25 protein-coding genes are annotated in these 26,309 nt (G+C 65.5%); 10 read left to right on the top strand and 15 right to left on the bottom strand.

The features are described from left to right. Nucleotides 1-151: 151 nt before the first annotated feature. The 5 genes from glnA to MTR66_RS08980 all read right to left on the bottom strand — a co-directional run bounded on the left by glnA (nucleotide 152) and on the right by MTR66_RS08980 (nucleotide 5,720). On the bottom strand, nucleotides 152-1,561 hold the full coding sequence (gene glnA, locus MTR66_RS09000) for a type I glutamate--ammonia ligase (protein WP_243919939.1): 1,410 nt from the start codon (nucleotides 1,559-1,561) through the stop codon (nucleotides 152-154). Nucleotides 1,562-1,737: 176 nt separating this feature from the next. After that, complete coding sequence (locus tag MTR66_RS08995) at nucleotides 1,738-2,076, bottom strand: P-II family nitrogen regulator (RefSeq protein ID WP_008832116.1); 339 nt, start codon at nucleotides 2,074-2,076, stop codon at nucleotides 1,738-1,740. A gap of 921 nt (nucleotides 2,077-2,997) precedes the next feature. Further along, complete coding sequence (argC, locus tag MTR66_RS08990) at nucleotides 2,998-3,921, bottom strand: N-acetyl-gamma-glutamyl-phosphate reductase (RefSeq protein ID WP_243919937.1); 924 nt, start codon at nucleotides 3,919-3,921, stop codon at nucleotides 2,998-3,000. Further along, nucleotides 3,921-4,322, bottom strand: coding sequence for an SH3 domain-containing protein (locus tag MTR66_RS08985; RefSeq protein ID WP_243919935.1), 402 nt, complete (start codon nucleotides 4,320-4,322; stop codon nucleotides 3,921-3,923). Before MTR66_RS08985 ends, argC begins: the two co-directional genes overlap by 1 nt. A 15-nt stretch (nucleotides 4,323-4,337) precedes the next feature. Further along, on the bottom strand, nucleotides 4,338-5,720 hold the full coding sequence (locus MTR66_RS08980) for a leucyl aminopeptidase family protein (protein WP_243919933.1): 1,383 nt from the start codon (nucleotides 5,718-5,720) through the stop codon (nucleotides 4,338-4,340). A 70-nt stretch (nucleotides 5,721-5,790) separates the two neighbouring features. Between MTR66_RS08980 and MTR66_RS08975 the strand changes: the two genes are divergently transcribed. Beyond that, a complete protein-coding gene (locus MTR66_RS08975) occupies nucleotides 5,791-6,633 on the top strand; it encodes a DUF3298 and DUF4163 domain-containing protein (protein ID WP_243919931.1) in 843 nt (280 codons plus the stop codon). 105 nt (nucleotides 6,634-6,738) lie between these two features. Here MTR66_RS08975 and MTR66_RS08970 read toward each other — a convergent pair whose 3' ends face one another. Further along, nucleotides 6,739-8,457, bottom strand: coding sequence for an arylsulfatase (locus MTR66_RS08970; protein WP_243919930.1), 1,719 nt, complete (start codon nucleotides 8,455-8,457; stop codon nucleotides 6,739-6,741). A gap of 225 nt (nucleotides 8,458-8,682) precedes the next feature. Here MTR66_RS08970 and map point away from each other — a divergent pair, with 225 nt between their 5' ends. Together map and MTR66_RS08960 are read left to right on the top strand one after the other, a co-directional pair. Next, nucleotides 8,683-9,513, top strand: coding sequence for a type I methionyl aminopeptidase (gene map / locus MTR66_RS08965; RefSeq protein ID WP_243919926.1), 831 nt, complete (start codon nucleotides 8,683-8,685; stop codon nucleotides 9,511-9,513). 257 nt (nucleotides 9,514-9,770) lie between these two features. Next, nucleotides 9,771-10,811, top strand: coding sequence for a hypothetical protein (locus MTR66_RS08960; RefSeq protein ID WP_243919924.1), 1,041 nt, complete (start codon nucleotides 9,771-9,773; stop codon nucleotides 10,809-10,811). On the opposite strand, the gene MTR66_RS08955 is transcribed toward MTR66_RS08960, so the two are convergent. Then, nucleotides 10,812-11,279 carry a HEAT repeat domain-containing protein gene (locus tag MTR66_RS08955; protein ID WP_243919923.1) on the bottom strand — a complete coding sequence of 156 codons (468 nt, stop codon included), beginning with the start codon at nucleotides 11,277-11,279 and terminating at the stop codon, nucleotides 10,812-10,814. A 197-nt stretch (nucleotides 11,280-11,476) separates the two neighbouring features. Then, a complete protein-coding gene (gene aroC / locus MTR66_RS08950; RefSeq protein WP_243919921.1) occupies nucleotides 11,477-12,559 on the bottom strand; it encodes a chorismate synthase in 1,083 nt (360 codons plus the stop codon). Nucleotides 12,560-12,715: 156 nt separating this feature from the next. On the opposite strand from aroC, the gene MTR66_RS08945 reads away from it, so the two are divergent. From MTR66_RS08945 to MTR66_RS08930, 4 genes are read left to right on the top strand one after another with little or no spacing between them, the layout of a single operon-like run. After that, complete coding sequence (locus MTR66_RS08945) at nucleotides 12,716-13,027, top strand: antibiotic biosynthesis monooxygenase family protein (protein ID WP_243919917.1); 312 nt, start codon at nucleotides 12,716-12,718, stop codon at nucleotides 13,025-13,027. 10 nt (nucleotides 13,028-13,037) lie between these two features. Next, nucleotides 13,038-13,385: an arsenate reductase gene (locus MTR66_RS08940; protein WP_243919916.1), complete on the top strand. Its 348-nt coding sequence runs from the start codon at nucleotides 13,038-13,040 to the stop codon at nucleotides 13,383-13,385. Further along, complete coding sequence (gene pnuC / locus MTR66_RS08935; RefSeq protein ID WP_243919915.1) at nucleotides 13,382-13,981, top strand: nicotinamide riboside transporter PnuC; 600 nt, start codon at nucleotides 13,382-13,384, stop codon at nucleotides 13,979-13,981. Before MTR66_RS08940 ends, pnuC begins: the two co-directional genes overlap by 4 nt. After that, entirely contained in the window at nucleotides 13,978-14,484 is a 507-nt protein-coding gene (locus MTR66_RS08930) for an AAA family ATPase (protein ID WP_243919914.1), read from the top strand. Before pnuC ends, MTR66_RS08930 begins: the two co-directional genes overlap by 4 nt. Before the next feature lie 149 nt (nucleotides 14,485-14,633). Here MTR66_RS08930 and MTR66_RS08925 read toward each other — a convergent pair whose 3' ends face one another. Both MTR66_RS08925 and ubiG read right to left on the bottom strand, forming a co-directional pair. Continuing rightward, nucleotides 14,634-15,839, bottom strand: coding sequence for an APC family permease (locus MTR66_RS08925; protein ID WP_243919913.1), 1,206 nt, complete (start codon nucleotides 15,837-15,839; stop codon nucleotides 14,634-14,636). Between the two features lie 21 nt (nucleotides 15,840-15,860). Further along, nucleotides 15,861-16,601, bottom strand: a complete 741-nt coding sequence (gene ubiG / locus MTR66_RS08920) for a bifunctional 2-polyprenyl-6-hydroxyphenol methylase/3-demethylubiquinol 3-O-methyltransferase UbiG (RefSeq protein WP_243919912.1) — start codon at nucleotides 16,599-16,601, stop codon at nucleotides 15,861-15,863. Nucleotides 16,602-16,697: 96 nt separating this feature from the next. Here ubiG and MTR66_RS08915 point away from each other — a divergent pair, with 96 nt between their 5' ends. After that, nucleotides 16,698-17,957, top strand: a complete 1,260-nt coding sequence (locus tag MTR66_RS08915; RefSeq protein ID WP_407673032.1) for an aspartate kinase — start codon at nucleotides 16,698-16,700, stop codon at nucleotides 17,955-17,957. Nucleotides 17,958-18,260: 303 nt separating this feature from the next. Here the strand turns inward: MTR66_RS08915 and MTR66_RS08910 are convergent, their stop codons facing one another. From MTR66_RS08910 to MTR66_RS08900, 3 genes are all read right to left on the bottom strand, one after another. Then, the gene (locus MTR66_RS08910) at nucleotides 18,261-19,586 is read right to left on the bottom strand and encodes a GGDEF domain-containing response regulator (protein WP_243919910.1); all 1,326 of its coding nucleotides are present in this window, start codon (nucleotides 19,584-19,586) and stop codon (nucleotides 18,261-18,263) included. A gap of 178 nt (nucleotides 19,587-19,764) precedes the next feature. After that, a complete protein-coding gene (locus MTR66_RS08905; protein WP_243919908.1) occupies nucleotides 19,765-20,199 on the bottom strand; it encodes an ester cyclase in 435 nt (144 codons plus the stop codon). Beyond that, nucleotides 20,196-20,720 carry a DUF2239 family protein gene (locus MTR66_RS08900; RefSeq protein ID WP_243919900.1) on the bottom strand — a complete coding sequence of 175 codons (525 nt, stop codon included), beginning with the start codon at nucleotides 20,718-20,720 and terminating at the stop codon, nucleotides 20,196-20,198. Before MTR66_RS08900 ends, MTR66_RS08905 begins: the two co-directional genes overlap by 4 nt. A 98-nt stretch (nucleotides 20,721-20,818) precedes the next feature. On the opposite strand from MTR66_RS08900, the gene MTR66_RS08895 reads away from it, so the two are divergent. After that, nucleotides 20,819-21,154, top strand: a complete 336-nt coding sequence (locus MTR66_RS08895; protein WP_243919898.1) for a GIY-YIG nuclease family protein — start codon at nucleotides 20,819-20,821, stop codon at nucleotides 21,152-21,154. A 207-nt stretch (nucleotides 21,155-21,361) separates the two neighbouring features. Here MTR66_RS08895 and MTR66_RS08890 read toward each other — a convergent pair whose 3' ends face one another. Both MTR66_RS08890 and katG read right to left on the bottom strand, forming a co-directional pair. Further along, the gene (locus MTR66_RS08890) at nucleotides 21,362-22,660 is read right to left on the bottom strand and encodes an acetyl-CoA hydrolase/transferase family protein (RefSeq protein ID WP_243919896.1); all 1,299 of its coding nucleotides are present in this window, start codon (nucleotides 22,658-22,660) and stop codon (nucleotides 21,362-21,364) included. A 253-nt stretch (nucleotides 22,661-22,913) separates the two neighbouring features. Then, nucleotides 22,914-25,064 carry a catalase/peroxidase HPI gene (katG, locus tag MTR66_RS08885; protein WP_407673031.1) on the bottom strand — a complete coding sequence of 717 codons (2,151 nt, stop codon included), beginning with the start codon at nucleotides 25,062-25,064 and terminating at the stop codon, nucleotides 22,914-22,916. A 220-nt stretch (nucleotides 25,065-25,284) separates the two neighbouring features. Here katG and MTR66_RS08880 point away from each other — a divergent pair, with 220 nt between their 5' ends. Further along, nucleotides 25,285-26,304 carry an NAD(P)H-dependent flavin oxidoreductase gene (locus MTR66_RS08880; protein WP_243919893.1) on the top strand — a complete coding sequence of 340 codons (1,020 nt, stop codon included), beginning with the start codon at nucleotides 25,285-25,287 and terminating at the stop codon, nucleotides 26,302-26,304. Nucleotides 26,305-26,309 lie beyond the last annotated feature (5 nt).

The raw sequence follows: 26,309 nt of genomic DNA, 5'->3' as shown, positions 1-26,309 counted from the left end.
TCGGGCGGGAAAAGGCGACTCAAGTAAACCGGAAGCGGGCCTGTAGGAAAATGGTTTGTGGCGAATGCGGCCACGGCCCTCCAGCGAAAAGGGCGCCCGGATTGCTCCGGACGCCCCACTCGGCGAACTGGTTCGCCGCCCGATCGAAAGATCAGGCGCTGTAGTACATGTCGAACTCGACGGCCGACGGCGTGGTTTCCCAGCGCAGCACTTCGGGCCACTTCAGTTCGAGGTAGGCTTCGATCTGGTCTTCGGTGAACACGCCGCCTTCGAGCAGGAAGGCATGGTCGGCGGTCAGCGATTCCAGAGCTTCGCGCAGCGAACCGCAGACGGTCGGCACTTCGGCGAGTTCGGCCGGCGGCAGATCGTAGAGGTTCTTGTCCATGGCATCGCCCGGGTGGATCTTGTTCTTGATCCCGTCGAGGCCGGCCATGAGCAGCGCGGAGTAGCACAGGTAGGGGTTGGCCATCGCGTCGGGGAAGCGGAATTCCACGCGCTTTGCCTTGGTGCCCGCGCCGTAGGGGATACGGCAGGAGGCCGAACGGTTGCGGGCCGAGTAGGCCAGCAGCACCGGCGCTTCGTAACCCGGGACCAGGCGCTTGTAGCTGTTGGTGGTCGGGTTGGTGAAGGCGTTCAGCGCCTTGGCGTGCTTGATGACGCCGCCGATGAAGTACAGGCAGGTGTCCGACAGACCGGCATAGCCGTTACCGGCGAAGGTGTTCTCGCCTTCGTTCCACACCGAGATGTGGGTGTGCATGCCCGAGCCGTTGTCCTTCATGATCGGCTTCGGCATGAACGTGGCCGACTTGCCGTAGGCCTGTGCGACCATCATGACGACATACTTGTAGATCTGCATGCGGTCGGCGGTGGTGGTCAGCGTGCCGAAGGTCAGGCCGAGCTCGTGCTGGGCAGCCGCCACTTCGTGGTGGTGCTTGTCGCAGGGCAGGCCCATTTCGATCATGGTCGAGACCATTTCGCCGCGGATGTCGGTGCAGCTGTCGACCGGGGCGACCGGGAAGTAGCCGCCCTTGGCGCGCGGACGGTGGGCGAGGTTGCCGGTGTCGTAGCTCTTGTCCGAGTTGCCGGGCAGTTCGACGTCGTCGAGCTTGAAGCCGTTGCCGTCGTACTCGTCGTAGAACTTCACGTCGTCGAACATGAAGAATTCGGCTTCCGGGCCGACGAACACGGTGTCGCCGAAACCGGCCGACTTGACGAAAGCCTCGGCGCGCTTGGCGGTCGAGCGCGGGTCGCGGGCGTAGAGCTCACCGGTCGAAGGCTCGACGATGTCGCAGAACAGGATCAGCATCGGGGTGGCCGAGAACGGATCGATATAGACCGCGTCGAGGTCGGGCTTGAGGATCATGTCCGACTCGTTGATGGTCTTCCAGCCCTCGATCGACGAACCGTCGAACATGAGGCCGTCCTCAAGTTCGTCTTCGCCCAGGACCGACGAGACCATGGTCAGGTGCTGCCACTTGCCCTTGGGGTCGGTGAAGCGAAGATCGACCCACTCGATCTCCTCGTCCTTGATCTGCTTGAGGACGTCCTTTGCACTTGCCATGTTTTTGGTTCTCCAGATTTACACTTCCGCGCGGCGGAAGAGGATAGGGGTGGATGGCATTCCGGGAACGGTGCCGGCCCCCATTCCGGCGTATCCCCGGTCCGGCTGGTGCCGGACCCGATCTTGGTGCCCGGCCAGGCCGGGCGGATGATGTCTCCGGCGCGAGGCCGGAAACTTTAGAGCGCGTCGTCGTCGCGTTCGCCGGTGCGGATGCGCACCGCCGTTTCCACGGGCACGACGAAAATCTTGCCGTCGCCGATGCGGCCGGTCTGCGCGGCGTCGGCGATGGCTTCCACCACGCGTTCGGCCAGCGCGTCGGGCACGACGACTTCGAGTTTCACCTTGGGCAGGAAATCGACCACGTATTCGGCGCCGCGATAGAGTTCGGTATGGCCCTTCTGGCGCCCGAAGCCTTTGGCCTCGGTTACTGTAATGCCGGACACGCCCACTTCGTGGAGCGCTTCCTTCACTTCGTCGAGCTTGAAAGGCTTGATGATAGCTTCGATCTTCTTCACGCCTGCCTAGACCCCTGCATTTGTCCCCGGACTTTATCGAAGAGGTTTCCGGTCCGGGAACCAGATGCCTCGCGCGCGATTCCCATCAAGAATCGTGCCAATGCGGTGGTTGTATTGGTAGGGCATGTGTGCAGGCGCGAAAAGAGCGGAATCGCACGATTTGCCCGGTCATATAACAAGTCTTCGGGCAGTCGCCGGGCATAATGCCGCAAGTTCTGTTCAAGATTTGAGCATCCCGTGCCTTAAAATTGTGCAATGCGGATTTCAGCGCCGGATCGCGGCGCTTTCCCGGCGCCGGGACCGGTCGCGGCCGTTCCGGGGGGCGGTGGGCGGCTGGCCGAAGCGGGCGTGCGATGCCATTAGCCCGTGGCGTAACGCATTCTTGACAAAATGAACCATATAGGTTATTTGTTCCGCGCGTCAGTCACCACTGGCGCAGCGGCGGGTTCGGGGAGCGGCAGGCCTTCGCTCACATGTCACCCGCATGCGGCCGGTGTGCCCGCAGGACGGGCCGCCTGCATCCGCGGCGAAGTCCTTGGCCTTTGGGGGAAAACCCAAAGGGTCTGCGGCAGGGGAGCGAGCCCGTCCCGCAGGCGCTTCGTCCGCCAGGGCCGTGCCGGCAAGACCTTGCGTTCCCCTTGCCTGCCGTTCGCAATGAAGGAGCCATGCCAAGCCTGTCGTGCCAGGCCCCACACGCCGGCCGCACCGCCTGCCGTGTCTTTCCTTCGGGCGTTATCCCGCATTCGCCAGCGGGCGATGGGGCGTGCGCGCGGAAAAGCTGACGTGGCCATTCCTCCCTGTCCCCGCAGGGGATGGGGAGGGGGACTGCCAGCGAAGCTGGTGGTGGAGGGGGCTCAAAACCCCTCCGTCAGCCCTGCGGGCTGCCACCTCCCCATCGCTGCGCGACAGGGAGGATTGGTCTCACAGCCGCAGCCCGGCGGTTTCGTCCAGCCCGGCCATCAGGTTGAGGTTCTGCACCGCCGCGCCGCTGGCGCCCTTGCCGAGGTTGTCGAGCACGGCGGCAAGCCGGGCCTGGCTGCCGTCCTTGGCGCCGAAGACGCGCAAGGTGAGCGTGTCCACCGGCTCCATCGAGGCGCGCAGCAGCAGTTCGTCGGGCGAATCGGTCTCGACCTTCACGATCGGGCTACCTGCGTAGAATTCGGCGAGGGCCTTGCGCATCGCGCTGACCGAGCCGGGCTTGTTCATCGCCACCAATTGCAGCGGCACTTCCACCACCATGCCGCGATGCGCGGCCACCACGGCGGGCGCGAACAGGGGGGGGTAGGCAAGGCCGCCGTGCACGGTCATTTCCGGCACGTGCTTGTGGCCCATCGCCAGCCCATAGGCGCGGAACGCGATGTCGCGGTCTTCCTCGAACCGGGCGATCAGCGCCTTGCCGCCGCCCGAATAGCCCGAGACGGCATGGCACACGTAAGGCCAGTCGGCCGGCAGCAGCCCGGCGCGCACCAGCGGCGCGACCAGCGCGATGAAGCCGGTGGGATAGCAGCCCGGATTGCTGACGAAGCGGGCCGAGGCCACCGCGTCGCGCCCGATCACTTCGGGAAAGCCGTAAGTCCAGCCCGGCGCCACGCGGTGCGCGGAAGAGGCATCGATCAAGCGCGTGCGATCGTTGCGGATCATGCCGACGGCGGCCTTGGCGGCCTCGTCCGGCAGGCACAGGATCACGAAATCGGCATCGTTGAGCGCTTCGGCGCGGGCGGCATCGTCCTTGCGCCGCTCATCGTCGAGAATGACGAGATCGAATTCGCTCCGCCCCGAAAGCCGGTCCGCGATTTCAAGGCCCGTGGTGCCCGCCGCCCCGTCGATGAAGACGCTCGCGCCCATCAGACGACCGCTTCGAGCTGATCGAGCAGGACGTAGCCGACCTGCCCGTCCTCGCCGAGCTGGCCCCAGGCCCAGCTCCCCGCGATATCGAGCACGTTGAACACGCCACCCTGCGGCAGGTCGATGATGGCCTCGCCCTCCGGCAGCGCCGCCGCGCGCAGCACGGCACCTGCCTTGATCGTATGCGGCATCGGCACCGCATAGTGCGGCACGAAGTAATGCCCGGCCAGCTTGATATGCGCCAGATCGCCGCGCACGGGAAGGCAGCCGGGGTCCGCCGATACGCTCGGCCCGGTCATGGCAAGCATGCCCTCAAGCGTGGAAGGGCGGGTATAGGTATCGTCGGCGGCCAACGTCTGTGCGTCTCCAAAGGCAAAGATGGGGGCGCTTAGCCGGGTCATGACGAGATCGCAAGTTCAGGCAAAACGCTGACCCACCATGTGCCAGGCCGCGCGCAGCCCCAGAGCGGCACCGCCCTTGGTCCGCCCCGGCTTGGCGGCGGGGCGCCAGGCGAACGTATCGAAGTGCACCCAGTCGATCCCCTTGGGCACGAACTTGTCGAGGAACAGCGCCGCTGTGCTGGCTCCGGCAAAGCCGCTGGAGCCCGCGTTGTTGATGTCCGCCACGTCCGATTTCAGGTACTCGCGGTAGCCCTCGTGCAGCGGCAGGCGCCAGCATGGATCGTCTGTGGCCTTGCCTGCTGCGAGCAGGGCCTCGGCCGTCGCATCCTCGCGGGCGAAGAGCCCGGGCAGATCCGGCCCCACCGCGACGCGCGCGGCGCCCGTCAGCGTGGCGAAATCGATCACCAGCTCGGGTTCGTTCTCGCCCGCGCGGGCCAGCGCATCGGCGAGGACAAGGCGCCCCTCGGCATCGGTATTGCCGATCTCCACCGAGATCCCCGCGCGGCTCTTCAGCACGTCGCCGGGGCGGAAGCTGTTGCCCGACACGGCATTTTCCACCGCAGGCACCAGCATGTGCAGCCGCACCGGAAGCTGCGCCTGCATGATCAGCCGGGCGAGGGCAAGCGCATGCGCGGCGCCGCCCATGTCCTTCTTCATCAGCAGCATGCCGGAGCTGGGCTTGATATCGAGCCCGCCCGAATCGAAGCACACGCCCTTGCCGATCACTGCGATTTTCGGGTGCTTGGGATCGCCCCATTCCAGCTCGATCATGCGCGGCGCATGGCTGCGCGCGGCGGCGCGGCCCACCGCATGGACCATCGGGAAGTCCTGCTCCAGCATATCGCCGCGCGTCACCTTGATCTCGGCGCGGAAGGCCTTGTGCAGGTTTTCCGCCTCGGCCTCGATCTGCGCGGGGCCCATGTCCTCGGCCGGGGTGTTGACGAGATCGCGCACCAGCATCGCCGCTTCGGCTTCTGCCGTGACAGGGCCGATTGCCTTGGGCTCTCCGGTCAGGAGAATGCGCGGGCCTTCCTCGTCCGGTTCGGACAAGTAGCGGTCGAAACGGTACTGGCCGGTGATCCAGCCGAACATCGCCGGGCCCGGCTCGCCCCCGGCGCGGCGGTACGTGCCGGCGGGCAGCTTTTCGGCGAGCTTGGCCATGCACCAGCTCGACAGTTCCGCCGCATTGGCGACGCCCGAGACCACGGCCCAGTCCTCGCCGTCCGGGATAATGGCATAGTCATAGCCGTCCGCCGCGAACCTGTGCGCGGCCAGTGCGGCGCGCTGGGCCGGGGTGCGTTCCTTGAGGAAGGCCTCCAGCCCGTCCTTGTCGACGAGGTGGATGGCAATGGCCTTCTGGCCGCGGTCGGGCTGGATCAATGCATTCTTGTCGCTCATGGTTCATTTCTCTAGCCTTGGTGCGAGCACAAGCGCGAGAGGAATCTTAATGCGGCAAGGCGGATGGGTATTGGCGGCAGTACTGGCGGCGGGCGGCTGCACGGGCAGTCAGGACGATTCCCGCGCCTCCGGCGGCTCGGCGTCCGCCACCAGCGTGCCCGAAGCCGAAGTGGTGCTCCCCACCGGAGAAGCCGTGCCGAGTGAGGCCCCGAGCGAGATCCCGCCCGAACCCGCCGGGGCCATGGGCCGTTCGGTGGCGGCGTCCAACGATCTTTATGAATTCAGCTTTTCCTATCCGGATGCGGCGGGGGCGATTCCCCGGCTCAAGGATCTGCTCGACACGCGGCTCTATGATGCGCGCGAACAGCTTGCCTCGACGTCGAGCGACGAGGAGAAGGCCGCGAAGAAAGAGGGCTTCCCCTATCGTCCGCACAGCTACGGCGCGACGTGGAAGGTGGTGACGGACCTGCCGGGCTGGCTTTCGCTCTCGGCCGAACTCTACAGCTACGCTGGCGGCGCGCACGGCATGAGCAATTTCGACTCGCTGCTGTGGGACCGCCGCGTCGAAAAGGTGCGCAAGCCCACGGACCTGTTCACCAGCACCGATGCCCTGCGCAAGGCGATCCGCGAACCCTTCTGCGATGCGCTGGACAAGCAGCGGGAGCAGAAGCGCGGCGAGCCGGTGCAGCGCGGCAGCGGGCAGATCTTCACCGAATGTATCGACCCGGTGGCGCAGACGCTGATTCTGGGCTCGTCCAACCACGAGACGTTCGACCGCATCGGCGTGCTGGTCGCGCCATACGAGGCGGGGCCCTATGCGGAAGGCACTTACGAAGTGACGCTGCCGGTGACGGGCAAGGTCATGGCGACGCTGAGGCCGCAGTACCGCATGAGCTTTTCGCTGGGGAAATGAGCGATTGCCCGCACTGGCATTATCCCGGCCGTTCCGGGCACGCTGGCAAGGCCTGCGTGCCCGTCCCGTTTCCCCGCTGACGCATTGCTATGAGATAGGCCGGGTTCAGATCGGCAGGCCCCGTGTGAACTTGCAGAGCATGCTGCCGGGCGCTGTAAGCGGTCCGTTGCCGTACTTGTCCCATTCGCTCTGCCACAGCGCCTGCATCGCCTTGAGCCGCTTCGGCTCCTTCGCGGCGAGGTTGGCCGCTTCAGAGAAATCCGTGTCCAGATCGAAAAGCTGCCATTCATCGTTGGCGAAAGAAGGCTGGTCGCAATCGTGCGTCGTCACCGCGCGCCAGCGCCCGTCGGTGATGGCGCGATTGCCGCGCAGTTCGAAGTACTGAACCTTGCGCCCTTCGGCGCTCGCATCGGTCAGCATCGGCAGGAACGAGCGGCCCGCGACCGGGATCTGCGCGACGCCGTCGATCACCGGCTCGAAGCGTGCGCCCGCTGCCGCGATCACGGTCGGCGCGATATCGATGCAGTCGACATACTGGCGGCGGACTCCGCCCGGATTGTCCACGTGGCCGGGCCAGCGCACGATCATCGGCGTGCGCGTGCCGCCCGAATAGGGCCACAGCTTGTAACGCCGGAGAGGGGTGTCGCCTGCCAGCGCCCACGGCCGCGGATATTCGGCCTGGGTACGCGGCGTGCCGATGTCATCGATGCGGCGAAGCTGCTCTTCGACCGGTATCGCGCTGGGGCGGTAAAGCTGATCGAAATTGCCGGTCTGCCCTGCCTCTGATGCCGCGCCGTTATCGGAGAACAGCACGATCAGTGTGTCCTCGGCCAGCCCTTGCGCTTCGAGGAAGTCGAGCACGCGGCCGAGCTGCTGGTCGCAATGTTCGAGGAAGCCCGCGTAGACCGCCATGTAGCGGGCAAACACGGTCTTTTCCGCATCCGACAGGTCCGCCCAGGCCCGGTCTTCGTCCGAACGCGGCGTCAGCTTGGTGTCTTCCGGAATGACGCCCATGGCCAGCATGCGTTTGTGGCGCTGTTCGCGGATCGCGTCCCAGCCCTTGGCATAGACTTCGTCGTAAGGCTTCGAATATTCGCGGGGAACCTGGATCGGCGCGTGCGCCGCGCCGAAGGCGAGGTTGAGGTAGAACGGCGCGCTGCTGCCGGATTCGCGGTGCTTGCCGATCAGTCCGATCGCCTTGTCTGCGAGATCGGCCGAGAGGTGGTAGTCCTCCGGCAGTTCGGGGTGGATGTAATCGTTCCCTTCCACTAGCGTCGGGTTGTACTGGTCCGTCCAGCCCCTCGGGAAGCCATAGAAGTACTTGAATCCGCGCTGCAGCGGCCAGTTGCTCCGCCCGCCGTGCTCGTCGAGCTCGGCGTTGGGAATGAGGTGCCACTTGCCCAGCGCCCAGGTCTCATAGCCGTCCGCGCCCAGCACTTCGGCGATGTTCCTGGCGTTGCGGGGAATCGAGAACAGGCCCTTGGTCTGCGCGGGCGGCAGCGCGGCGGCAATGTCCGGCACGTCCGGCATGTTGATGGTGTGGCTGTTGCGCCCGGTCAGGAATGCGGCGCGGGTTGATGCGCACACCGCCTTGGTATCAAAATGAACGAAACGCAGGCCGCCTTCCGCAAGCCGGTCCATGTTCGGCGTGCGGATTTCCGAACCGTAGCAGCCGATATCGGAATAGCCGACGTCGTCGAGGACCACCGTGATCACGTTCGGCCGCTTGCGCGGCCCGGTGGCGGCGAATGCCTTGCCCGCACTCGACAAGGCCGTTGCAGCCATCAGCGTGCCGACGAACTTCCTGCGCGTAATCTCGATCATCTCTCCACCTCGCGTTTTTGTTCTTCAGGATGCGAATATTGATTGGGACGGGCCAGCCCGGTCCGTTCCAGCCTGACGGGCATGCCCCCCTGCGGCAGGCGTAGCAACATGATACGGCACAATAAACGCTCCTGCGGCATACATGCCTGAACGAGCAGCCTGACTGGCTTCTGCGGGCTTTTTACGGATCTCGCAATTTACGAGCAGGATCGCTATATGGGCGCGATGAGCGAATACCAGATTGTCGAACCCGGAAACGAAGCCGTCCTGCGCGATGGCACGATCAAGCTGCACGGCCCCGAAGCGTTCGAGGGGATGCGCAAGGCCGGGCGCCTTGCCGCCGAAATCCTCGACGAGATCGCGCCGATGGTGCAGCCGGGCGTCACCACCGCCGCGCTGGACGATAAAGTGCGCGAACTCACGCTGGATGGCGGCGCCGTCCCTGCGACGCTGGGCTATCGCGGTTATGCGCATTCGTCCTGCATCTCGATCAACCATGTCGTGTGCCACGGCATCCCTTCGGAAAAGACGCTGAAGGAAGGCGACATCCTCAATATCGACGTGACCCCGCTGCTGGACGGCTGGCACGGCGATTCCAGCCGCATGTACTTCGCGGGCGAGCCCTCGCTGAAGGCACGCCGTCTGGTCGAAGTGACCTACGAATGCCTGATGATCGGCATTGAGCAGGCCAAGCCCGGCAACCGCATCGGCGACATCGGCGCAGCCATCCAGGCTTATGCCGAGGCCAATCGTTACGGCGTGGTGCGTGAGTTCTGCGGCCATGGTCTCGGCCGTCTGTTCCATGACGCGCCCGAAGTGGTCCACGCCGGGCGCGCCGGTACGGGCCCGCTGCTCAAGCCCGGCATGTTCTTCACCATCGAGCCGATGATCAACCTCGGCAAGCCGCCGGTGAAGCTGCTCAATGACGGCTGGACGGCGGTAACGCGCGACAAGTCGCTCTCGGCGCAGTTCGAACACTCGATCGGTATTACCGAGGACGGCTGCGAGATCTTCACCACCAGCCCCAAAGGCCTGCACAAGCCGCCTTACGCCTGACACTGCGTCAGGTTCCGTTCGTGCCGGGCGAAGCTTGGTGCTCACTTCGTCATCCCCGCGCAGGCGGGGATCCATCTCCGGCGCCATCGCTTTGATCTGACGTCAGGAGTTAGATTCCCGCCTTCGCGGGAATGACGAAGGTATGTGGTGGCCGGAAATCGCCGGGGCCCGATATCGCCCCTGCGCATCGGCCGGGACGTGACCTCCCGCGCCGGGCATGACAGCTTCTCCTTCCAGAACAGATGAGGAGGAGAGCGATGGTGGCGGACCTGTCAGGCGGCATTCCCGTAGACCGCGAATATGTGCTCGATGCGCGGCCCGAGGATGGCGTGCGCGATGCCGTGAACGTGTGGATCGAGGAGGAAAACGGCCTCTTCGCTATGCGCGTGGGCGTCGAGGCCGTTGCCGAGCAGTGGGACCGGCACGAGATGTGGCTCGATATCGCCTTTGCCGATGGCCGGCTCTATTCGCGGCGAGGCGACGGCGAGACGCAGAGCGCCATCGGCCCCGCAGGCAAGCCCACGGTGCGCGCCACCGGGCCGATGCGGCTGGAATGCGCGGAGCCCTTCCGCCGCTGGACGGCGCGTTTCGAAGGGCCGGTGGCCGAAACCAGCGCGCAGGAAATTCTCGACAACCCGGATTTTGCCGAAACGAAGTGGGCGGACGTGGCCTTTGCCGTCGAGATGGAAATGGCCGCGGTCCCCTGGCAGCCGGGCACGATGACGCCCGAGGCGGCGGCGGCGATGGGTGGCAAGCAGGGCGATTTCATGAGCCCGCGTTACGAACAGCTCTTCCGCTGCACCGGCACGCTCACCATCGATGGCGAAACGCGCGCGTTCAAGGGCAACGGCCTGCGCATCCGCCGAACCGGCTTTCGTGCTTTCGCGGGCTTTACCGGGCATTGCTGGATGTCGGCGGTGTTTCCCGATGGCCGCGCCTTCGGCCTCAACGCCTATCCCCCGCGCGAGGATGGCGAGCCGACATACGCGGAAGCCTGGGTCATCGGCAGCGACGGCCGCCGTGTGGGCGCGAGGCCTGTTGAACTGCCCTGGCTGCGCAAGCTGGTGACGGGCGGCGAGCCGGTGCCGCTGGTGCTCGAAACGCTGGAGGGCAAGCGCGTGGCCATAGACGGCGTGACATTCGCCAACACCCGCTCACGCGGCGGCCACGTGCTGCCGCCGGACTGGCCCAAGGACTGGCCGATCGTCCAGCAGGCGCATGCGGTTTACACTTGGGACGGCGTGCGCACGACGGGGATGATCGAACGCTCCAGCAAGCCGAGTGTGATGGAGTTGTAATCAGCTCTGCGCCGAGCAGGCGCTGATGGCATCCTGCACCAGCTTGTCCAGATAGGGATCGTCGGATGGCGCCGCGAAATCCTGAAGGTCAGGTACAAGCGAGGGATGGGCAACGTTTGCCGCGGCCTCCAGCAAAGGCATGCTGACGGCCTTTGCTGCCAGTTCCCGTTGCAGGAAAGGCAGTGCTAACGCCGTGTCGGTCAGGGCCAGCCCGTATATCGCTTCGGCTCGCACATTCGAATCCACATCATCTGCGGAGGACAGAAGCGCGTCCCGCACCTCGGGACGGTCGCATTCCAGCTGCGCCAGCAGGAGAGTGGCCCAATCGCGATTGGCGACATGGGCATCGCGGGTCATCGCGATCAGGCGTGTCAGGTTATCGCTGCCGAACGCCGGGTCGTCGAACGAGACTTCGTCTTTGATGATGGCGTTGAGGAAATCTGAGGGTGGCAGGTAGCGTTTCGGCATGGCCGCAGGATGCCATGGCTGCCGCCAAGCTGCCAATCGGATTTCCCAATCCTCCCCGGAACGGGGAGGGGGACCACCCGCAGGGTGGTGGAGGGGCACATGCCGCAATGCGTGCCCTCTCATGGTCTGAGTAAACCGCCTGTACCCCTCCACCATGCTTCGCATGGTCCCCCTCCCCCGATGGGGGAGGATTGGGCTTACCCGCACTGGCCCCGGTGCAGCAGTTTGTGATCGGCTAGCACCAGCGCCATCATCGCCTCGACCACCGGCACGCCGCGAATGCCGACGCAGGGGTCGTGGCGGCCCTTGGTGAACAGTTCGGTCGCTTCACCGTCTCGCGTAACCGTGGGCTGCGGGGTGAGGATTGAGCTGGTGGGTTTGAACGCAACCCGGCACGTCACCGGCTGGCCGGTCGAGATGCCGCCGGCAATGCCGCCTGCGTGGTTGGCATCGAATTGCGGGCCGTTTGCGCCCGGGCGCATCGGATCGGCGTTCTGTTCGCCGGAGAGGCGCGCGGCGGCGAAGCCGTCGCCGATTTCCACGCCCTTTACCGCATTGATGCTCATCATCGCGGCGGCCAGGTCGGCATCGAGCTTGCCGTAGAGCGGGGCGCCCCAGCCCGCGGGCACGCCGGTGGCCACGCATTCCACCACCGCGCCGATCGAGGAGCCGGCCTTGCGCGTTTCGCCGACGATCTCCTCCCAGCGCGCGGCGGCCTTGGCATCCGGGCAGAAGAACGGGTTGTTGCCGATTTCGGCGGGATCGAAGTTCGCCCTGTCGATGGCGTGGCCGCCGATTTCGGAGACATAGGCGAGGATCGTGACTTCGGGGATCACCAGCCGCGCCACCGCGCCTGCCGCCACGCGGCTGGCGGTTTCGCGCGCGGAGCTGCGCCCGCCGCCGCGATAGTCGCGAAAGCCGTACTTGGCGTCATAGGCATAGTCGGCATGGCCGGGGCGGTAGGCCTTGGCGACATCCGAATAGTCCTTGGACCGCTGATCGACGTTCTCGATCATCAGGCTGACCGGGGTGCCGGTGGTGCGCTGCACGCCATCGGGACCTTCGAACACGCCCGAGAGGATGCGGACCTGATCGGGCTCCTGCCGCTGCGTGGTGAATTTCGACTGGCCGGGGCGGCGCGCGTCGAGGAAGGGCTGGATCGCGCCTTCATCGATGGCAAGGCCCGGCGGGCACCCGTCGACGACGGCCCCGATCGCGGGACCATGGCTTTCACCCCAGGTGGTGAAACGGAAAAGGCGGCCGAAGCTGTTGACGCTCATGTCCCGCGCTTTGTCGCGCGATGCACGGTTTGTCCAGTATCCTGCGGCCTTCGCATAGGGCCCGTTACGCCGCATAGGCGGAAATTAAGGGCCAGTCGCGAAGTTGAGGGCTGGTTCATCTTGCCGAAACGGCCGCTCGCAGGCAAAGGGCGCGCCATGCATATGACCGTATTTCGCAGCCGCAAGCGGCCCGGCCTGAATGTGGAGGCCTATCAGTCGGATGCTGCGCGTATGGTGGAACTGGCGCGCGCGCAGCCGGGGTTCCTTTCTTACAAGACTTTCATGGCCGAGGATGGTGAGACGGTGACCATCTCGGAGTGGGCCAACGAGGCTGACGCGAAGGCTTGGGGCAGTCATTTTGAACACAGGGCTGTTCAAAATCGCGGCAGGAGCGAATATTACAATACTTTCACCGTCTATTCGTGTGACCGGCCTGGGGTGCGCGGGTTCACGTTCGAGGGTTCGTAAGGGGGCATGCATGACGATCGGATTTTACGGGATTCCGAACTGCGATACTGTCAAGAAGGCCCGCAAGTGGCTGGATGCGAAAGGGATCGCTTACACCTTCCATGACTACAAGAAGGAAGGCGCCGATCCGGCCAGACTGGAACGCTGGGTCGCCGAAGCGGGCTGGGAAAAGGTTCTCAACCGTGCGGGCACCACGTTCCGCAAGCTGCCCGATGAGGACAAGGCCGGTCTCGATGCCGCCAAGGCCGTGAAGATCATGGAGGCCAACCCCAGCACGATCAAGCGGCCGGTGGTCGAACATCCCGGCGGCCTGCTGGTAGGCTTCAAGGACGCCGAGTGGGAGGCCGTGCTCGCATGAACCCGGAAACGCTCGCCATGCTTGAATGGGTCGCGGCCGGATTCGGCGTGATCAACATTGCCCTGCTGATCTGGCGCACGGTGTGGAACTACCCGTTCGGCATGATCATGGTGGCGCTTTACATCTTCGTGTTCTGGGAAAAGCGCCTCTACGCCGAAGCCGGGCTGCAGGTGTTCTTCTTCATGGCGCAGGCCTGGGGCTGGTGGCTCTGGCTCAAGGTCGATGGGGATGACAGCCGGGTGCCGGTGCGCTGGCTCGATAACATGAGCCGCGCCGTATGGGCGGTGGCGACGCTGGCGGTGAGCCTTAATCTCGGCTGGGTGATGCACCGCTTCACCGATGCGGTGATGCCCTTTGCCGATTCGGCGATCGCGGGTGCCAGCGTCTCGGCCCAGATCCTGCTGGCTTTCCGCCGGATCGAGAACTGGTTGCTGTGGATCGCGATCGATATCGCGGCGATCCTGCTCTACATCAACCGCGGGCTGAACCCCACGGCGGGCCTCTATGGCGGCATGCTGGTCATGTCTCTGCTGGGCCTCAAGGAGTGGATGCAGGCGGCCAAGGATCAGCCGGAAGGCAAGCTCGGGATCGCATGAGGACGGTCTGCCTGCACGGCGCGGAAAGTACGGGCAAGACCGTGCTGGCCGGCAGGCTGGGGTACCCCTGGGTGCCCGAACACGGCCGTGCCTATTGCGAGCGGCACGGCACGGGCCTTGTCATGGCGGATCTGCTGGCGATCGCCGAAGGACAGGCGGCGGAAAACCGCAAGGCCATGGCCGCCGCGCCGCCGCTGCTGGTGCTTGACACCGACCAGCTGATGACGGCGGCCTGGGCACAGATGCTGTTCGGTGCGGTGCCCGAGGCGTTGATGGCCTATCCCAAGGCGGACCTCTATCTGCTTTTCGAGCCTGACGTGCCGTGGTTCGACGACGGCACCCGCTGTTTCGGCGAGCATGAGAAGCGCATGCGCTTTGCCGCGATGGCGGAAGAGGTGCTGGTGCGCGCAAAAGTGCCTTTCGTGCGCATCGCAGGCGGCTGGGAGCGGCGCGAGCGGCTGGCACGCGCGGCCATCGGGGACTTGCTCGCGCTGGAAGTGTAGGGCCGTGCCTCCCCCTCCTCTTCAGAAGAGGGGGTGGGGGGCATGCCGCCAACCCTGCCCGGGCCGCGCGCACCACCCCGCTGCGACTAAGCCCCGCTGCGCAGGGCCAAGTCTCGCTCCCCTCCTCTGAAGAGGAGGGGGAGGCACGGCTATCCTTCCACCGGGGCGCCGAACAGGGCGGCGGCGAGGCCCAGAACGGTGAGTGCGGAAAAGCCCAGGCAGCGCCGCAGCCGCCGTTCCGGGGCGCCGCCCACCCAGGCGCGGATCGCGGCGAGCGCGGATTGCAGCGCGTAGTAGAACGCGAAAGCCCGGCTGGCATAGCTGACGATTTCGAACACGTCGGCCAGCCAGGTGAGCGCGAGGCCAATCGCGGCGAGGCCGATATATGTCAGCTTCGGGCCGATCCGGCCCTTGGTGAGTTCGGCGAAGAGCCCGCCGGTGCCGTTGGTATCGGCAACGGCCGCGCTGAACTGCGCGCTCAGCGCGGCAAGGATCAGCAGCGGGCCGAGCACGGCGGAAACGGTGCGCATCAGATCGATGATCGCGGTCTCGTCGAGCGCGAACGTCCCGCTTTCGAAACTCACCGCCAGCAGCACGACATAGGCCAAGTAGATGCCGGTCGCGATCCATTGCGACAGCCGCATCGAAACCCGCCGCACGCCCGAACTGTAGTGGCTGCCGAGATAGCGCGAGGTCTCGAAGCCCTGCACCGTCACGATCAGGCCGAAGAGCAGCTGGACCGAGCCGGTGAGCCCGACCTTCATGCCGCTTTCCTTGAGGTGATGGCCGTCCCACTCCACCCCGGCATGGACCGCCAGGGCGGCGATCAGCGCGGCGATCACGATCAGTTTGATCGAGACCGTCATCTGCTCCATCCGTTCGAGCAGCGAGAACCCCTTGGTCATCCCGGCGATGAGGATCAGCAGATAGGCGCCGGTTGTAATCGAGCGCCCGAGCAGATCTGAGGGTGCGCCGAAGATGCGCGCGGCAAAGGCGCCGAACAGGTTGAGGTAATAGGCGACCGAGATCAGATAGGCGAAAGCCAGCGCCCAGCTCGACAGCCATTCGATCCGGTCGGCGGTAACGGTATCGAGATCGGGCTCGTCGATGCGCTCCATGTTGTAGCGGATCGCGGCGCCGAAGAGGTAGCCGATGAGGCATAGCAGCGCCATCGCCAGAATGCCCCAGGTGCCGAAGGAGTCGGTAAGGATCGGCCCGAGGATCAGGAACCCGCTGCCGATGATCGAGGCAAGCGGGGTGACGGTCGCGCGCCACAGCCCGGCGCGGGCGATGCGCGGCCAGAACAGCAGCGCGGCCACCGCAAGGGCGGCCACGCCCATGGCGATATCGATCATGGCGTCCATGGTTCGGGAGCGTTACGCCTTGCGCGCGGTGACGATGTAGTTGAGCGAAAGATCGTCCGAAAGGTGCAGCCCCTGCGTGGGCGACCAGGCGATCCCCTTCGGTTCGCCCAGCACCAGCCCGGCCTCTTCGGCAAGCTGCGCCAGTTCCTCTGGCGTGACGAACTGCGACCAGTCATGCGTGCCGCGCGGGACTTTGCCGAGCCGCTCGGCGGCTTCGACCAGCAGCAGGCGCGAGGCGGGCGTGCGGTTGGGGCAGGAGAGGATCATCAGCCCGCCATCCGCCAGCGCGGCGGTGAGGCTGGCGAGGAACGCGGCCTTGTCCGTCACATGCTCGATCACTTCGAGCGAGCAGACGAGATCGAAGCCGGAAAGGCCCAGCGCGGCCAGCTCGCCCTGCCGGTAATCGATAGTGAGGCCCATCGCATTGGCATGCTCTTTGGCCGCTGCGATATTCTCGGGCGCGGCATCGACGCCGGTGACATGCGCGCCGAGCCGGGCGAGCGGCTCGCACAGCAGCCCCGCGCCGCATCCGGCATCGAGCGCGCGCTTGCCCGAAAGCGGGCGCAACCCGTGCGAATCGGCGCCGAAATGATGATCTATCGCCTCGCGGATAAAGGCGAGGCGTACCGGGTTGAGCTTGTGCAGCATCGCGGAGGAACCGTCCGGATCCCACCAGTCCGCCGCCAGCGCGCCGAAATGCGCGGCTTCGGCGGGGTCGATCGTTGCGGTTGTGCTGCCAGTTGCATTGTCCATGACTCCTCCCTAACAGCGCGCCGGACTCTTATCCACTCGCGCGTTCGGGATCGATCTGCCAGCGCGCGGCCAACGACACGAAGGAGCACCGGCACCTTGGCCCGTATCGTGATGAAATTCGGCGGCACTTCGATGGCCGGGTCCGAGCGCATCCGGCGCGTGGCGGGGATCGTCAAACGCCAGCAGGAAGCCGGGCACGAAGTCGCCGTCGTGGTCTCCGCCATGGCGGGCGAGACCGACCGCCTCGTGAACTTCTGCCGCGAGGCGAATGCGCTTTACGATCCGGCCGAATACGACGTGGTGGTGGCCTCGGGCGAGCAAGTCACGTCCGGCCTGCTGGCGCTGACGCTGCAGGCGATGGGCTGCAAGGCGCGCTCGTGGCTGGGCTGGCAGATTCCGGTCAAGACCGACGATGCCCATGCCAAGGCCCGGATCGAGGATATCGAGGCCGATGCCATGCTGGCCTCGATGGCCGCGGGCGAAATCGCGGTGATCCCGGGCTTTCAGGGCGTTTCGCCCGAAGGCCGCGTGACCACGCTGGGCCGGGGCGGCTCGGACACTTCGGCGGTGGCTGTCGCGGCCGCCGTGAAGGCCGACCGCTGCGACATCTACACCGATGTCGACGGCGTCTATACCACCGATCCGCGGATCGTCGCCAAGGCGCGCAAGCTGCCGCTGGTGACTTATGAGGAAATGCTGGAACTGGCCTCGGTCGGCTCCAAGGTGCTGCAGACCCGCTCGGTCTCGCTGGCCATGAAGGAAGGCGTGCGCGTGCAGGTGCTCTCCTCGTTCATCGACGAGACCGCGCCCGCCGCCGATACTCTGCCCGGCACGATGATCGTCAGCGACGAGGAATTGGAAGGAAGCGACATGGAACGCCAGCTGATCACCGGTATCGCCGCCGACAAGAACGAGGCGAAAGTCACTCTCACCCGCGTGCCGGACCGTCCGGGCGCGGTGGCCTCCGTCTTCGCGCCGCTGGCCGATGCGAACATCAATGTCGACATGATTATCCAGAATGTCGCCAAGGATAAGGGTGAGACCGACGTCACCTTTACGGTGCCGCAGTCGGACCTCGCCCGCGCGCTGGCCATGCTGGAAGAGCGCAAGGAAGCGATCGGCTATTTCCGCCTGATCTCCGATGACAACGTGACCAAGGTCAGCGTCGTGGGCGTGGGCATGCGCAGCCATGCGGGCGTCGCCAGCACGATGTTCAAGACGCTGGCGGACCGCGGCATCAATATCCTCGCCATCTCGACCAGCGAGATCAAGGTTTCGGTGCTGATCAATGCCGACGAGACCGAACTGGCCGTGCGCGTGTTGCACACCGCCTACGGGCTCGACGCGGCGGCGTAAGGCGCGGCGCGCATCCAGACAGGTGTTTCCCGCTCACCCTGAGCTTGTCGAAGGGTGGTGAACCGGGCGCTGTGCCAGCATCCTTCGACAAGCTCAGGATGAGCGGAGGTTGGGGGGAAGAACCTTGGGCTGGATGCCCTTTGCGGGTTGCTCCGCAATTTTCGTGTTGTTGAAATCCTCGTCATTCCCGCGAAGGCGGGAACCCATCTCCTTACGTCCCGTCAAAGCGATGACGCCGGAGATGGATCCCCGCCTGCGCGGGGATGACGAAGGAATAGTAAAGGGCGCCCGTCCCGCTCCGGCTCACGCCGTGCGGTAGAATTCCGCGTCGGCGCAAACCCGGTCGTGGCCCTTTTCCTTGGCCATGTAGAGCATCTGGTCCGCCGCGGTGAGATTGTTGGCGAGCGTTTCGCCCGGCTGGGCGACAGCGACGCCGATGGATGCGGTAACCTGCAGCTTCGTCTGGTTGTGCAGGATCACCGCCTGCGCGATCGCCACGCGCAGGTCTTCGGCGACGGCCACGGCCTCCTCGTTGCTCATCTCGGCGAGCAGGATCACGAATTCCTCGCCGGCGAAGCGGGCCGAGAGGGTCTTGTGGCGCGCCAGTATATTATGGATGACCTTGGCGACGGTCTGGACCACATGGTCGCCCTCGTCATGGCCATACGTGTCGGTGATCTTGCGGAAATCGTCGATATCGATGATCGCCAGCGAGGCGGCAGCGCCTTTGCGGCTCACTTGCGCCAGCATCGCCTGCGCGCGTTCGAAGAAGGCGCGGCGGTTGTACATGCCGCTGAGGTAGTCGCGCTCGGCCAGGTACTGGAGGCGGCGCATCTGGGTGAGCGTCTCGATATTGCTGGCGATGCGGCACTTCACTTCCTCGGCGATATAGGGGCGGTACACGAAGTCCGAGGCCCCGGCCTTGAGCAGCGCGGCGGAAAGATAAGGGTCCGAACTCGCCGAAACGCCGATGATGCGCATGCGCTCGGGCGGGTAGGTGGAGCGGATGCGGCGGGTGAGTTCCTGCCCGTCCATGTCCGGCATGTGAAAATCGGTGATGACGAGCTGGATATCGTCGTGCGCGTCCAGCGCGGCAAGCGCGGCGGTGCCGCAGTCGGCCTGATAGATCTTGTAGTTCTGCAGGGCGAGGATTTCGGCCAGCACCAGCCGCGCGCTCTCGCTGTCATCGACGATCAGGATCGAGGCGACGGCGGCATTGGTCACGCGCTGGATGGTGCGGGTGATGTGATCGACCGTGTCCTTCGCATCCTTGATGAAATAGTCGACGATATGCGGCGCGCTCGCCCGCTCGCGCGTCTTGCGGTTGAGCGTGGCGGTGAACAGGATCGTCGGGATATTCTCTTCTTCAAGCAGGTCGATGATCTCGCCGTCCGGCGCGTCGGGCAGGTTCATGCCCGTGACCGCCAGCGTGGGGCGGTGCTCGGTCAGCGCGTGGGAGGCTTCGGCATACGTCTTGTACCACTCTACTTCGCTGGTCGTTTCGGCCTCGATGCGCGATTTGAGCATCAGCGCCATGGCTGCCGAATCCTCCACCAGCATGACCGTGCAGGATGTCTGCTCGGCGGTGTCGAGGGACTTGGCAGTGTTGATCGTGCGGAAGCGGGTCACCGGTGCTCCTTCTTGTTCTCTGGGGCGAAGGCTGCCCGAAAGAGCCGTCGTTGCGTTTCCCATCGCACAAGGCAGTTAGCTTTGATGAAGGTCCCGCTTACGCAGCTTCCCTTTGTTGTTGTGCGCCAGCCGTTTACTTATCGGGCGAAAGAGACCGCGAAACACACCTTGGCGCCTCTCATGCAGGCGCGGCGGCGTGGGCCTGAAGCTGCTGGTAGACGCCCAGCCGGTCCGCCACTTGCCAGTGCCCGGTGAGGCGGTCCGCATCGTCGAAATCGTAAATGCTCGCGCCCGACATGGCGATGGGCTGGCCGCTGGGGGCAAAGCCCGCGGCGGCTTCGCGATGAGTCGCCAGCCAGGTCCAGGCGATGATCACCGAAGAATCGCGCTCGCTCATGTGCAGGATGGTGAAGCGCTGGTCCGGAAAAGGCGCGCGCGAGGTTTCCAGCCGCTCGATAAAACCCGCCTGATCGAGCGTGCGGCCTTCCCAAGGATCGCCGGGGTCGTGGCGGACGGTGTAGAGCGGCGCGAGGAATTCCGGCACTGCCGCGCTCTCGCCCCGGTTCCAGACGCGTTCGATGAATTGGGCGAGGCGGTCCTGGCGGATACTCACGGCGTATCTCCTTCAAGCAGTTCGGTGAGGTAGGCGCGCACATCGGCGGGCCATGGCGCGGTCACCTCCGCAAGGCCGCGCGTGTCCCCGGCGAAGAGCAGGCGGGAGGCCTGTTCAAAGTGCGCGAAGTCCCCGGCGATGGCGGACATGAAGCTGTAGGCGCGCTCTTGCGCGGCGCGGGGTGCGGTGCGCGGGGCATCGGCCTTGCGCGCCTCGTCGATCAGCCGCCGCAGCGCGGCGGAGGCGCCGCCGGACTGCTGGTTCAGCCAGTCCCAGTGACGCGGCAGCAGTGTGACTTCGCGCGGCACCACGCCCAGCTTCGGCCGCCCCCGCTTGCGTGGCGGCGGGCTTTCCTGCGGCTGTTCCGCCGCCGCGCGCCAGTCGAGATCGACGACTTTGCCGGAAGCATCCTCGAACACCAGCACGCCGCTGTCCTGCCCGCGCAGCGCGGCCACGAGTTCGCCGCGTGTACCGCATGCGATCCGTTTGTTGTTCCGAAAGGCCGTGCAGGGGCCGGTCATATGCAAAGTTCCGATATTATTTCCACCCGGGTAAATTGATTTTGGTGCCGAGTCAATTTACCCGGGTGGAAATAACGAGGCAGGAAAGCGAGATTCGTATGGAAAAGGCCCGGCGCAAGGCAGCGCTTGCCGATTATCGAGAGCGCAAGGTCGAACCCGGCGTCTACGCCTTGCGCTGCGGTGCGAGCGGCGAGGTATGGGTGGGGCGTGCGCCCGATCTTTCGACGGTCCGCAACCGCGTGTTCTTCACCTTGCGGCAGGGCAGCAACCCGCACCGCACGCTGCAGGCGGCCTGGAACACCCATGGCGCAGAGGGCATCGCGTTCGAGGTTCTGGAAGTGCTCGATCCCGAGGAACTGGGACTGGGGCTGGATCGCGAAATGAAAAGCCGCCACGAGGCGTGGATGGAGCGGCTCGGCGCGGTGCGGATTTGAGGGCTGTCCGTTCCCAATCCTCCCTGTCCCCGCAGGGGATGGGGATGGGGAGGGGGACCGCCCGCCCTTCGGCTGGCCGACAGGTCGGCCGCTCAGGATAAACTGCCCAAAGGGCAGCGGGTGGTGGAGGGGGCTCAAACCCCTCCGTCACGCACTTCGTGCGCGCCACCTCCCCATCGCTGCGCGACAGGGAGGATCTGGGCCGTTCTACAGCGCCTTTGCCAGTTCGTCCCGAAACCGGGGATGCGCCAGGCCGATCATTGCCTCCGCCCGTTCGCGCAAAGACTTGCCGCGCAGGTTCGCCGCGCCGAATTCGGTGACGATCCAGTGCACGTCGTTGCGCGGCGTCGTTACCGGCCCTTCCAGCTTGGGGACGATGCGGCTGACTGCGCCGTCCCTGGCGGTCGAGCGGCAGGCGATGATCGAGATGCCGCCCTTTGAGGCATTGGCCCCGCGCACGAAATCGAGCTGGCCGCCCGATCCCGAATACTGGTGGCCCAGCATATGCTCGGAATTGCAGGCGCCCGACAAGTCCACCTGCAGCGTTGCATTGACCGAGACGACATTGTCGTTCTTGGCGATGTGGCGCGGGTCGTTCACCACGTCGACCGGCAGCGAATAGACCGCCTGGTTGTCGTCCAGCCAGTCGTAGAAGGCGGTATCGCCCATCGCGAACGTGAAGACCGAGCGGCCGGGGAAAGTCGCCTTGTGCCGGTTGGTCACGGCGCCGCACTGCATCAGACCGGCGAAGGAGGGGGTGAGCAGTTCGGTGTGAATGCCCAGATCCTTGCGGCTGGTGAGGCGCTTGCAGACTTCGATCGGCAGGTTGCCGATGCCCATCTGCAGGCAGGCGCCGTCATCGATCATGCCCGCGACGATTTCGGCGATGGCTTCGTCCTCCGGCGCGGCGGCATGTTCGCCCACTTCGATCAGCGGCGAGCGGTGCTCGATCACGGCATCGACTTCCGAGATGTGGAGCGGCGATTCGCCGAACACGCGCGGCATCAGCGGATTGACCTCGACGATCAGCCGCCGCGCCGCGCGCGCGGCGACCGAGGTGTAATCGTTGGCGGTGCCGAAGGTGAAATAGCCGTGCTTGCCCATCGGCGAGACCATGGTGACGCAAGTATCCAGCGCGATCTCCTCACGCAGCAATTGCGGCGAGGCGCTGAAGGCAGTGGGCACGAAATCGATCATCTCCTCGCTGGCGGAAGGATCGGCTTTCATCAGCGAGCGTTCCACACTGCTGAGAAACATGCAGTGCGGCCGCACCCGGCCCAGCAGATCGCGGCGCAGCACGCTTTGCGCGGCATGGGCCATCGAATGGAAATACCACAGCCGCATGCCCGTAAGGCTGCCCGCTTCCACCCGGCGGGCCAGCGCGGCAAGCAGCGCGGGCGGCTCCGCCACGGCCATGCCCATGGCCACATGGCTGTCGGACCGGACCTGTTCCGCCGCAGCATCGGCGGAGGTCAGCTTTGCTGCATAGAGCTCTTGCACATCCATCGGCGGCAAGGGTCGCACCGGAATGTTGCACTATCAAGAGATAAGCAAAACCCCGCTCCCGTGTCAGCGGGGGAGCGGGGCAGTTGGTCTTTCCCGGCAAGAGGGAGGCTGCCGGGAAAGACGGCGGGGGTATAGCCCTCTCCTCTTCAGGGGAGAGGGTTGGGAGAGGGGCGGGGCCCATCCCCTCTCAACTCCGGCCAGGGCCCTGCGGGCCCAAGCCTGCGTATCTCTCCCCTGAAGGGGAGAGAGCGGGTCAGAGGCCGAACCGGCCGGCGTCCATCACCTTGGTCCAGGCGGCGGCGAAGTCGTTCACGAACTTTTCGCTGTTGTCGTCCTGGGCATAGACTTCGGCATAGGCCCTCAGCACCGAGTTCGAGCCGAACACCAGATCGATGCGTGTCGCGGTCCATTTCGCGGCGCCGGTCTTGCGCTCCACCACTTCATAGGTGCCGTTTCCGGCGGGCTTCCAAGCATAGGCCATGTCCGTCAGGTTGACGAAGAAGTCCGTCGTCAGCGCACCTTCGCGGTCGGTGAACACGCCGTGCTTGGTGCCGCCGTGGTTGGTGCCGATCGCGCGCATGCCGCCTACCAGCACGGTCATTTCCGCAGCGGTGAGGCCCATGAGCTGGGTGCGGTCGAGCAGCAGTTCCTCGGGCTTCACCGCATAGTCCTGCTTCAGCCAGTTGCGGTAGCCATCCGCCAGCGGTTCGAGCGGGGCGAAGGAATCCGCGTCGGTCATCGCCTCGCTGGCATCGCCCCGGCCCGGGGTGAAAGGTACCGCGATGTCGTATCCGGCGGCCTTTGCCGCCGTCTCGACGCCGAGGTTGCCTGCCAGCACGATGGTGTCGGCCACGCTCGCGCCGGTTTCCGCCGCGATCGGTTCCAGCACCGCCAGCACGCGGGCCAGCCGTTCGGGTTCGTTGCCGGCCCAGTCCTTCTGCGGGGCCAGGCGGATGCGGGCGCCGTCGGTGCCGCCGCGCATGTCCGAGCCGCGATAAGTCCGCGCGCTGTCCCAGGCGGTAGAGACCATGTCCGCCACCGAAAGGCCGCTCGCCGCGATCTTCGCTTTCACCGCGTCCACGTCATAGCCGGTGGCGCCGGCGGGAACCGGGTCCTGCCAGATCAGATCCTCGGCAGGCACGTCCGGGCCGAAGTAGCGGGCCTTGGGCCCCATGTCGCGGTGCGTCAGCTTGAACCAGGCGCGGGCGAAAGTATCGGCGAAATAGGCCGGATCGGCGCGGAACTTGTCCATGATCGCGCGGTAGGCCGGGTCCACCTTCATCGCCATGTCGGCATCGGTCATGATCGGCATGGTGCGGATCGAGGGATCCTCCACGTCGGTGGGCATGTCCGCCTCGGCGATGTCAACCGGCTGCCACTGGCGGGCCCCCGCAGGGCTGGTGCTGATTTCCCATTCATGGTCGAGCAGCATGTCGAAATAGCCCATGTCGAACTTCGTCGGGTTGCTCGTCCAGGCGCCTTCGATGCCGCTGGTGATCGTATCGCGGCCCACGCCCTTGCCGTTGGGATTGGCCCAGCCCAGGCCCTGCATCTCGACATCCGCGCCTTCCGGATCGGGGCCGAGCTTGGAGGCATCGCCATTGCCGTGGGTCTTGCCGACGGTGTGGCCGCCTGCGGTGAGCGCGACGGTTTCCTCGTCGTTCATCGCCATACGGGCGAACGTCTCGCGCACGGCCTCGGCGGTTTTCATCGGATCGGGCTTGCCGTCCACGCCTTCGGGATTGACGTAGATGAGGCCCATCTGCACCGCGGCTAGCGGGTTTTCGAGCGACGTTTCATCGCTGGCACTGGCGTAGCGGTCCTTGCCCAGCCACTCCTTTTCGGAGCCCCAGTACACGTCCTTTTCCGGGTGCCAGATATCGGGGCGGCCAAAGCCGAAGCCGAAAGTCTTGAGGCCCATCGTCTCGTAGGCGATCGTCCCGGCGAGCACGATCAGGTCGGCCCAGCTCACGGCGTTGCCGTACTTCTTCTTGAGCGGCCACAGCAGGCGCCGCGCCTTGTCGAGGCTGACATTGTCGGGCCAGGAATTGAGCGGGGCGAAGCGCTGGTTGCCGGTGCCGCCGCCGCCGCGTCCGTCGGCAATGCGGTAGGAGCCGGCCGCGTGCCAGGACATGCGGATCATCAGCCCGCCGTAGTGGCCCCAGTCCGCCGGCCACCAGTCCTGGCTGTCGGTCATCAGCGCGCGCATATCGGCTTTCAGCGCTTCGATATCGAGCGTCTTGAGCGCTTCGCGGTAATCGAAGTCCTGGCCCATCGGATCGGTCTTGGCATCGTGCTGGTGCAGAATGTCGAGATTGAGTGCGTTCGGCCACCAGTCCATGACCGATGTTCCGGTCTCGGTAACGGCGCCGTGCATTACGGGGCACTTGCCTTGCATGTTCATCTCAGTCTCTCCTCGGAGTGGATGTTGATGGGTACGGGGTAGCGCGGGGAGTTTACGCGTTGAAGTCGATTGAAATTGTCAGTCTGATCGGTTTTGTGAATTAAAGCGCAGGGCGTTAAGATTTGTTCCGCTTGCCCGCGCGGACGGCCCGGCCTAAGGCGCGGGGCTGGCCGGGACGGACCCGGTGCCAGACTACGTGCCACGGGTTCAGGGAGCTTCGATGCCCGCATATGCAAAGACGTCCGCGCTGATGGCGCGCGGATGCGAGTTCCTCGGCAGCGAGACCGCGATCCTGTGCGGTGCGATGTCGTGGGTGTCGGAACGCAATCTGGTCTCGGCGATCAGCAATGCCGGCGGCTTCGGCGTGATCGCCTGCGGCGCGATGACGCCCGAACTGCTCGATACCGAAATCGCGGCGACCAAAGCGCTCACAGCCAAGCCGTTCGGCGTGAACCTCATTACCATGCACCCGCAGCTGTTCGAGCTGATCGAGGTCTGCGCGAAGCATGGCGTCTCGCATGTCGTGCTGGCAGGCGGCATTCCACCCAAGGGTAGTGTCGAGGCGATCAAGCAGAACGGCGCCAAAGTCCTCTGCTTCGCGCCGACGCTGGCGCTGGGCAAAAAGCTGCTGCGCTCGGGCGCCGATGCGCTGGTGATCGAGGGCATGGAAGCGGGCGGCCACATCGGTCCGGTCTCGACCTCCGTCCTCGCGCAGGAAATCCTGCCGGGGCTGGCGGCGAACAATCTCGTCTTCGTCGCGGGCGGTATCGGCCGGGGCGAGGCGATGGCGGGCTATCTGGAAATGGGCGCGGCGGGCGTGCAGCTCGGCACCCGCTTTGCCTGCGCCAGCGAATCCATCGCGCATCCCGATTTCAAGAAGATGTTCTTCCGCGCTTCGGCCCGCGATGCGATTGCTTCGGTGCAGGTCGATCCGCGCCTGCCGGTGATCCCGGTGCGCGCGCTCAAGAACAAGGGCACCGAGGAATTCACGGCCAAGCAGATCGAAGTCGCCCGCCTGCTCGATGCCGGTGAAGTCGACATGGGCGAGGCGCAGCTCCAGATCGAGCACTTCTGGGCCGGCGCGCTGCGCCGCGCGGTGATTGATGGCGACGTGGAAAGCGGCTCGGTCATGGCCGGGCAGTCGGTCGGCATGGTTCGCGCGGAAGAGCCGGTGGCCGATATCATCGCCGCGCTCATGGCTGAAAGCGAAGCGGCGCTGACCAACCGCGCGGGCGCCTGAGGGCA

This window comes from Novosphingobium beihaiense (assembly GCF_022832375.1).
In the GTDB taxonomy this organism is placed as follows: domain Bacteria; phylum Pseudomonadota; class Alphaproteobacteria; order Sphingomonadales; family Sphingomonadaceae; genus Novosphingobium; species Novosphingobium beihaiensis.
Note: the sequence above shows the minus strand (reverse complement) of the source record. Positions and strands in the feature narration are given on the sequence as shown.

Bases quoted from the DNA above. Each gene is read 5' to 3' on its own strand.
- glnA (WP_243919939.1), bottom strand. From the start codon at position 1,561: ATGGCAAGTGCAAAGGACGTCCTCAAGCAGATCAAGGACGAGGAGATC.
- argC (WP_243919937.1), bottom strand. From the start codon at position 3,921: ATGGGCGCGAGCGTCTTCATCGACGGGGCGGCGGGCACCACGGGCCTT.
- MTR66_RS08985 (WP_243919935.1), bottom strand. From the start codon at position 4,322: ATGACCCGGCTAAGCGCCCCCATCTTTGCCTTTGGAGACGCACAGACG.
- MTR66_RS08980 (WP_243919933.1), bottom strand. From the start codon at position 5,720: ATGAGCGACAAGAATGCATTGATCCAGCCCGACCGCGGCCAGAAGGCC.
- MTR66_RS08970 (WP_243919930.1), bottom strand. From the start codon at position 8,457: ATGATCGAGATTACGCGCAGGAAGTTCGTCGGCACGCTGATGGCTGCA.
- map (WP_243919926.1), top strand. From the start codon at position 8,683: ATGAGCGAATACCAGATTGTCGAACCCGGAAACGAAGCCGTCCTGCGC.
- MTR66_RS08960 (WP_243919924.1), top strand. From the start codon at position 9,771: ATGGTGGCGGACCTGTCAGGCGGCATTCCCGTAGACCGCGAATATGTG.
- MTR66_RS08955 (WP_243919923.1), bottom strand. From the start codon at position 11,279: ATGCCGAAACGCTACCTGCCACCCTCAGATTTCCTCAACGCCATCATC.
- aroC (WP_243919921.1), bottom strand. From the start codon at position 12,559: ATGAGCGTCAACAGCTTCGGCCGCCTTTTCCGTTTCACCACCTGGGGT.
- MTR66_RS08945 (WP_243919917.1), top strand. From the start codon at position 12,716: ATGCATATGACCGTATTTCGCAGCCGCAAGCGGCCCGGCCTGAATGTG.
- MTR66_RS08940 (WP_243919916.1), top strand. From the start codon at position 13,038: ATGACGATCGGATTTTACGGGATTCCGAACTGCGATACTGTCAAGAAG.
- pnuC (WP_243919915.1), top strand. From the start codon at position 13,382: ATGAACCCGGAAACGCTCGCCATGCTTGAATGGGTCGCGGCCGGATTC.
- MTR66_RS08930 (WP_243919914.1), top strand. From the start codon at position 13,978: ATGAGGACGGTCTGCCTGCACGGCGCGGAAAGTACGGGCAAGACCGTG.
- MTR66_RS08925 (WP_243919913.1), bottom strand. From the start codon at position 15,839: ATGATCGATATCGCCATGGGCGTGGCCGCCCTTGCGGTGGCCGCGCTG.
- ubiG (WP_243919912.1), bottom strand. From the start codon at position 16,601: ATGGACAATGCAACTGGCAGCACAACCGCAACGATCGACCCCGCCGAA.
- MTR66_RS08900 (WP_243919900.1), bottom strand. From the start codon at position 20,720: ATGACCGGCCCCTGCACGGCCTTTCGGAACAACAAACGGATCGCATGC.
- MTR66_RS08895 (WP_243919898.1), top strand. From the start codon at position 20,819: ATGGAAAAGGCCCGGCGCAAGGCAGCGCTTGCCGATTATCGAGAGCGC.
- MTR66_RS08890 (WP_243919896.1), bottom strand. From the start codon at position 22,660: ATGGATGTGCAAGAGCTCTATGCAGCAAAGCTGACCTCCGCCGATGCT.
- katG (WP_407673031.1), bottom strand. From the start codon at position 25,064: ATGAACATGCAAGGCAAGTGCCCCGTAATGCACGGCGCCGTTACCGAG.
- MTR66_RS08880 (WP_243919893.1), top strand. From the start codon at position 25,285: ATGCCCGCATATGCAAAGACGTCCGCGCTGATGGCGCGCGGATGCGAG.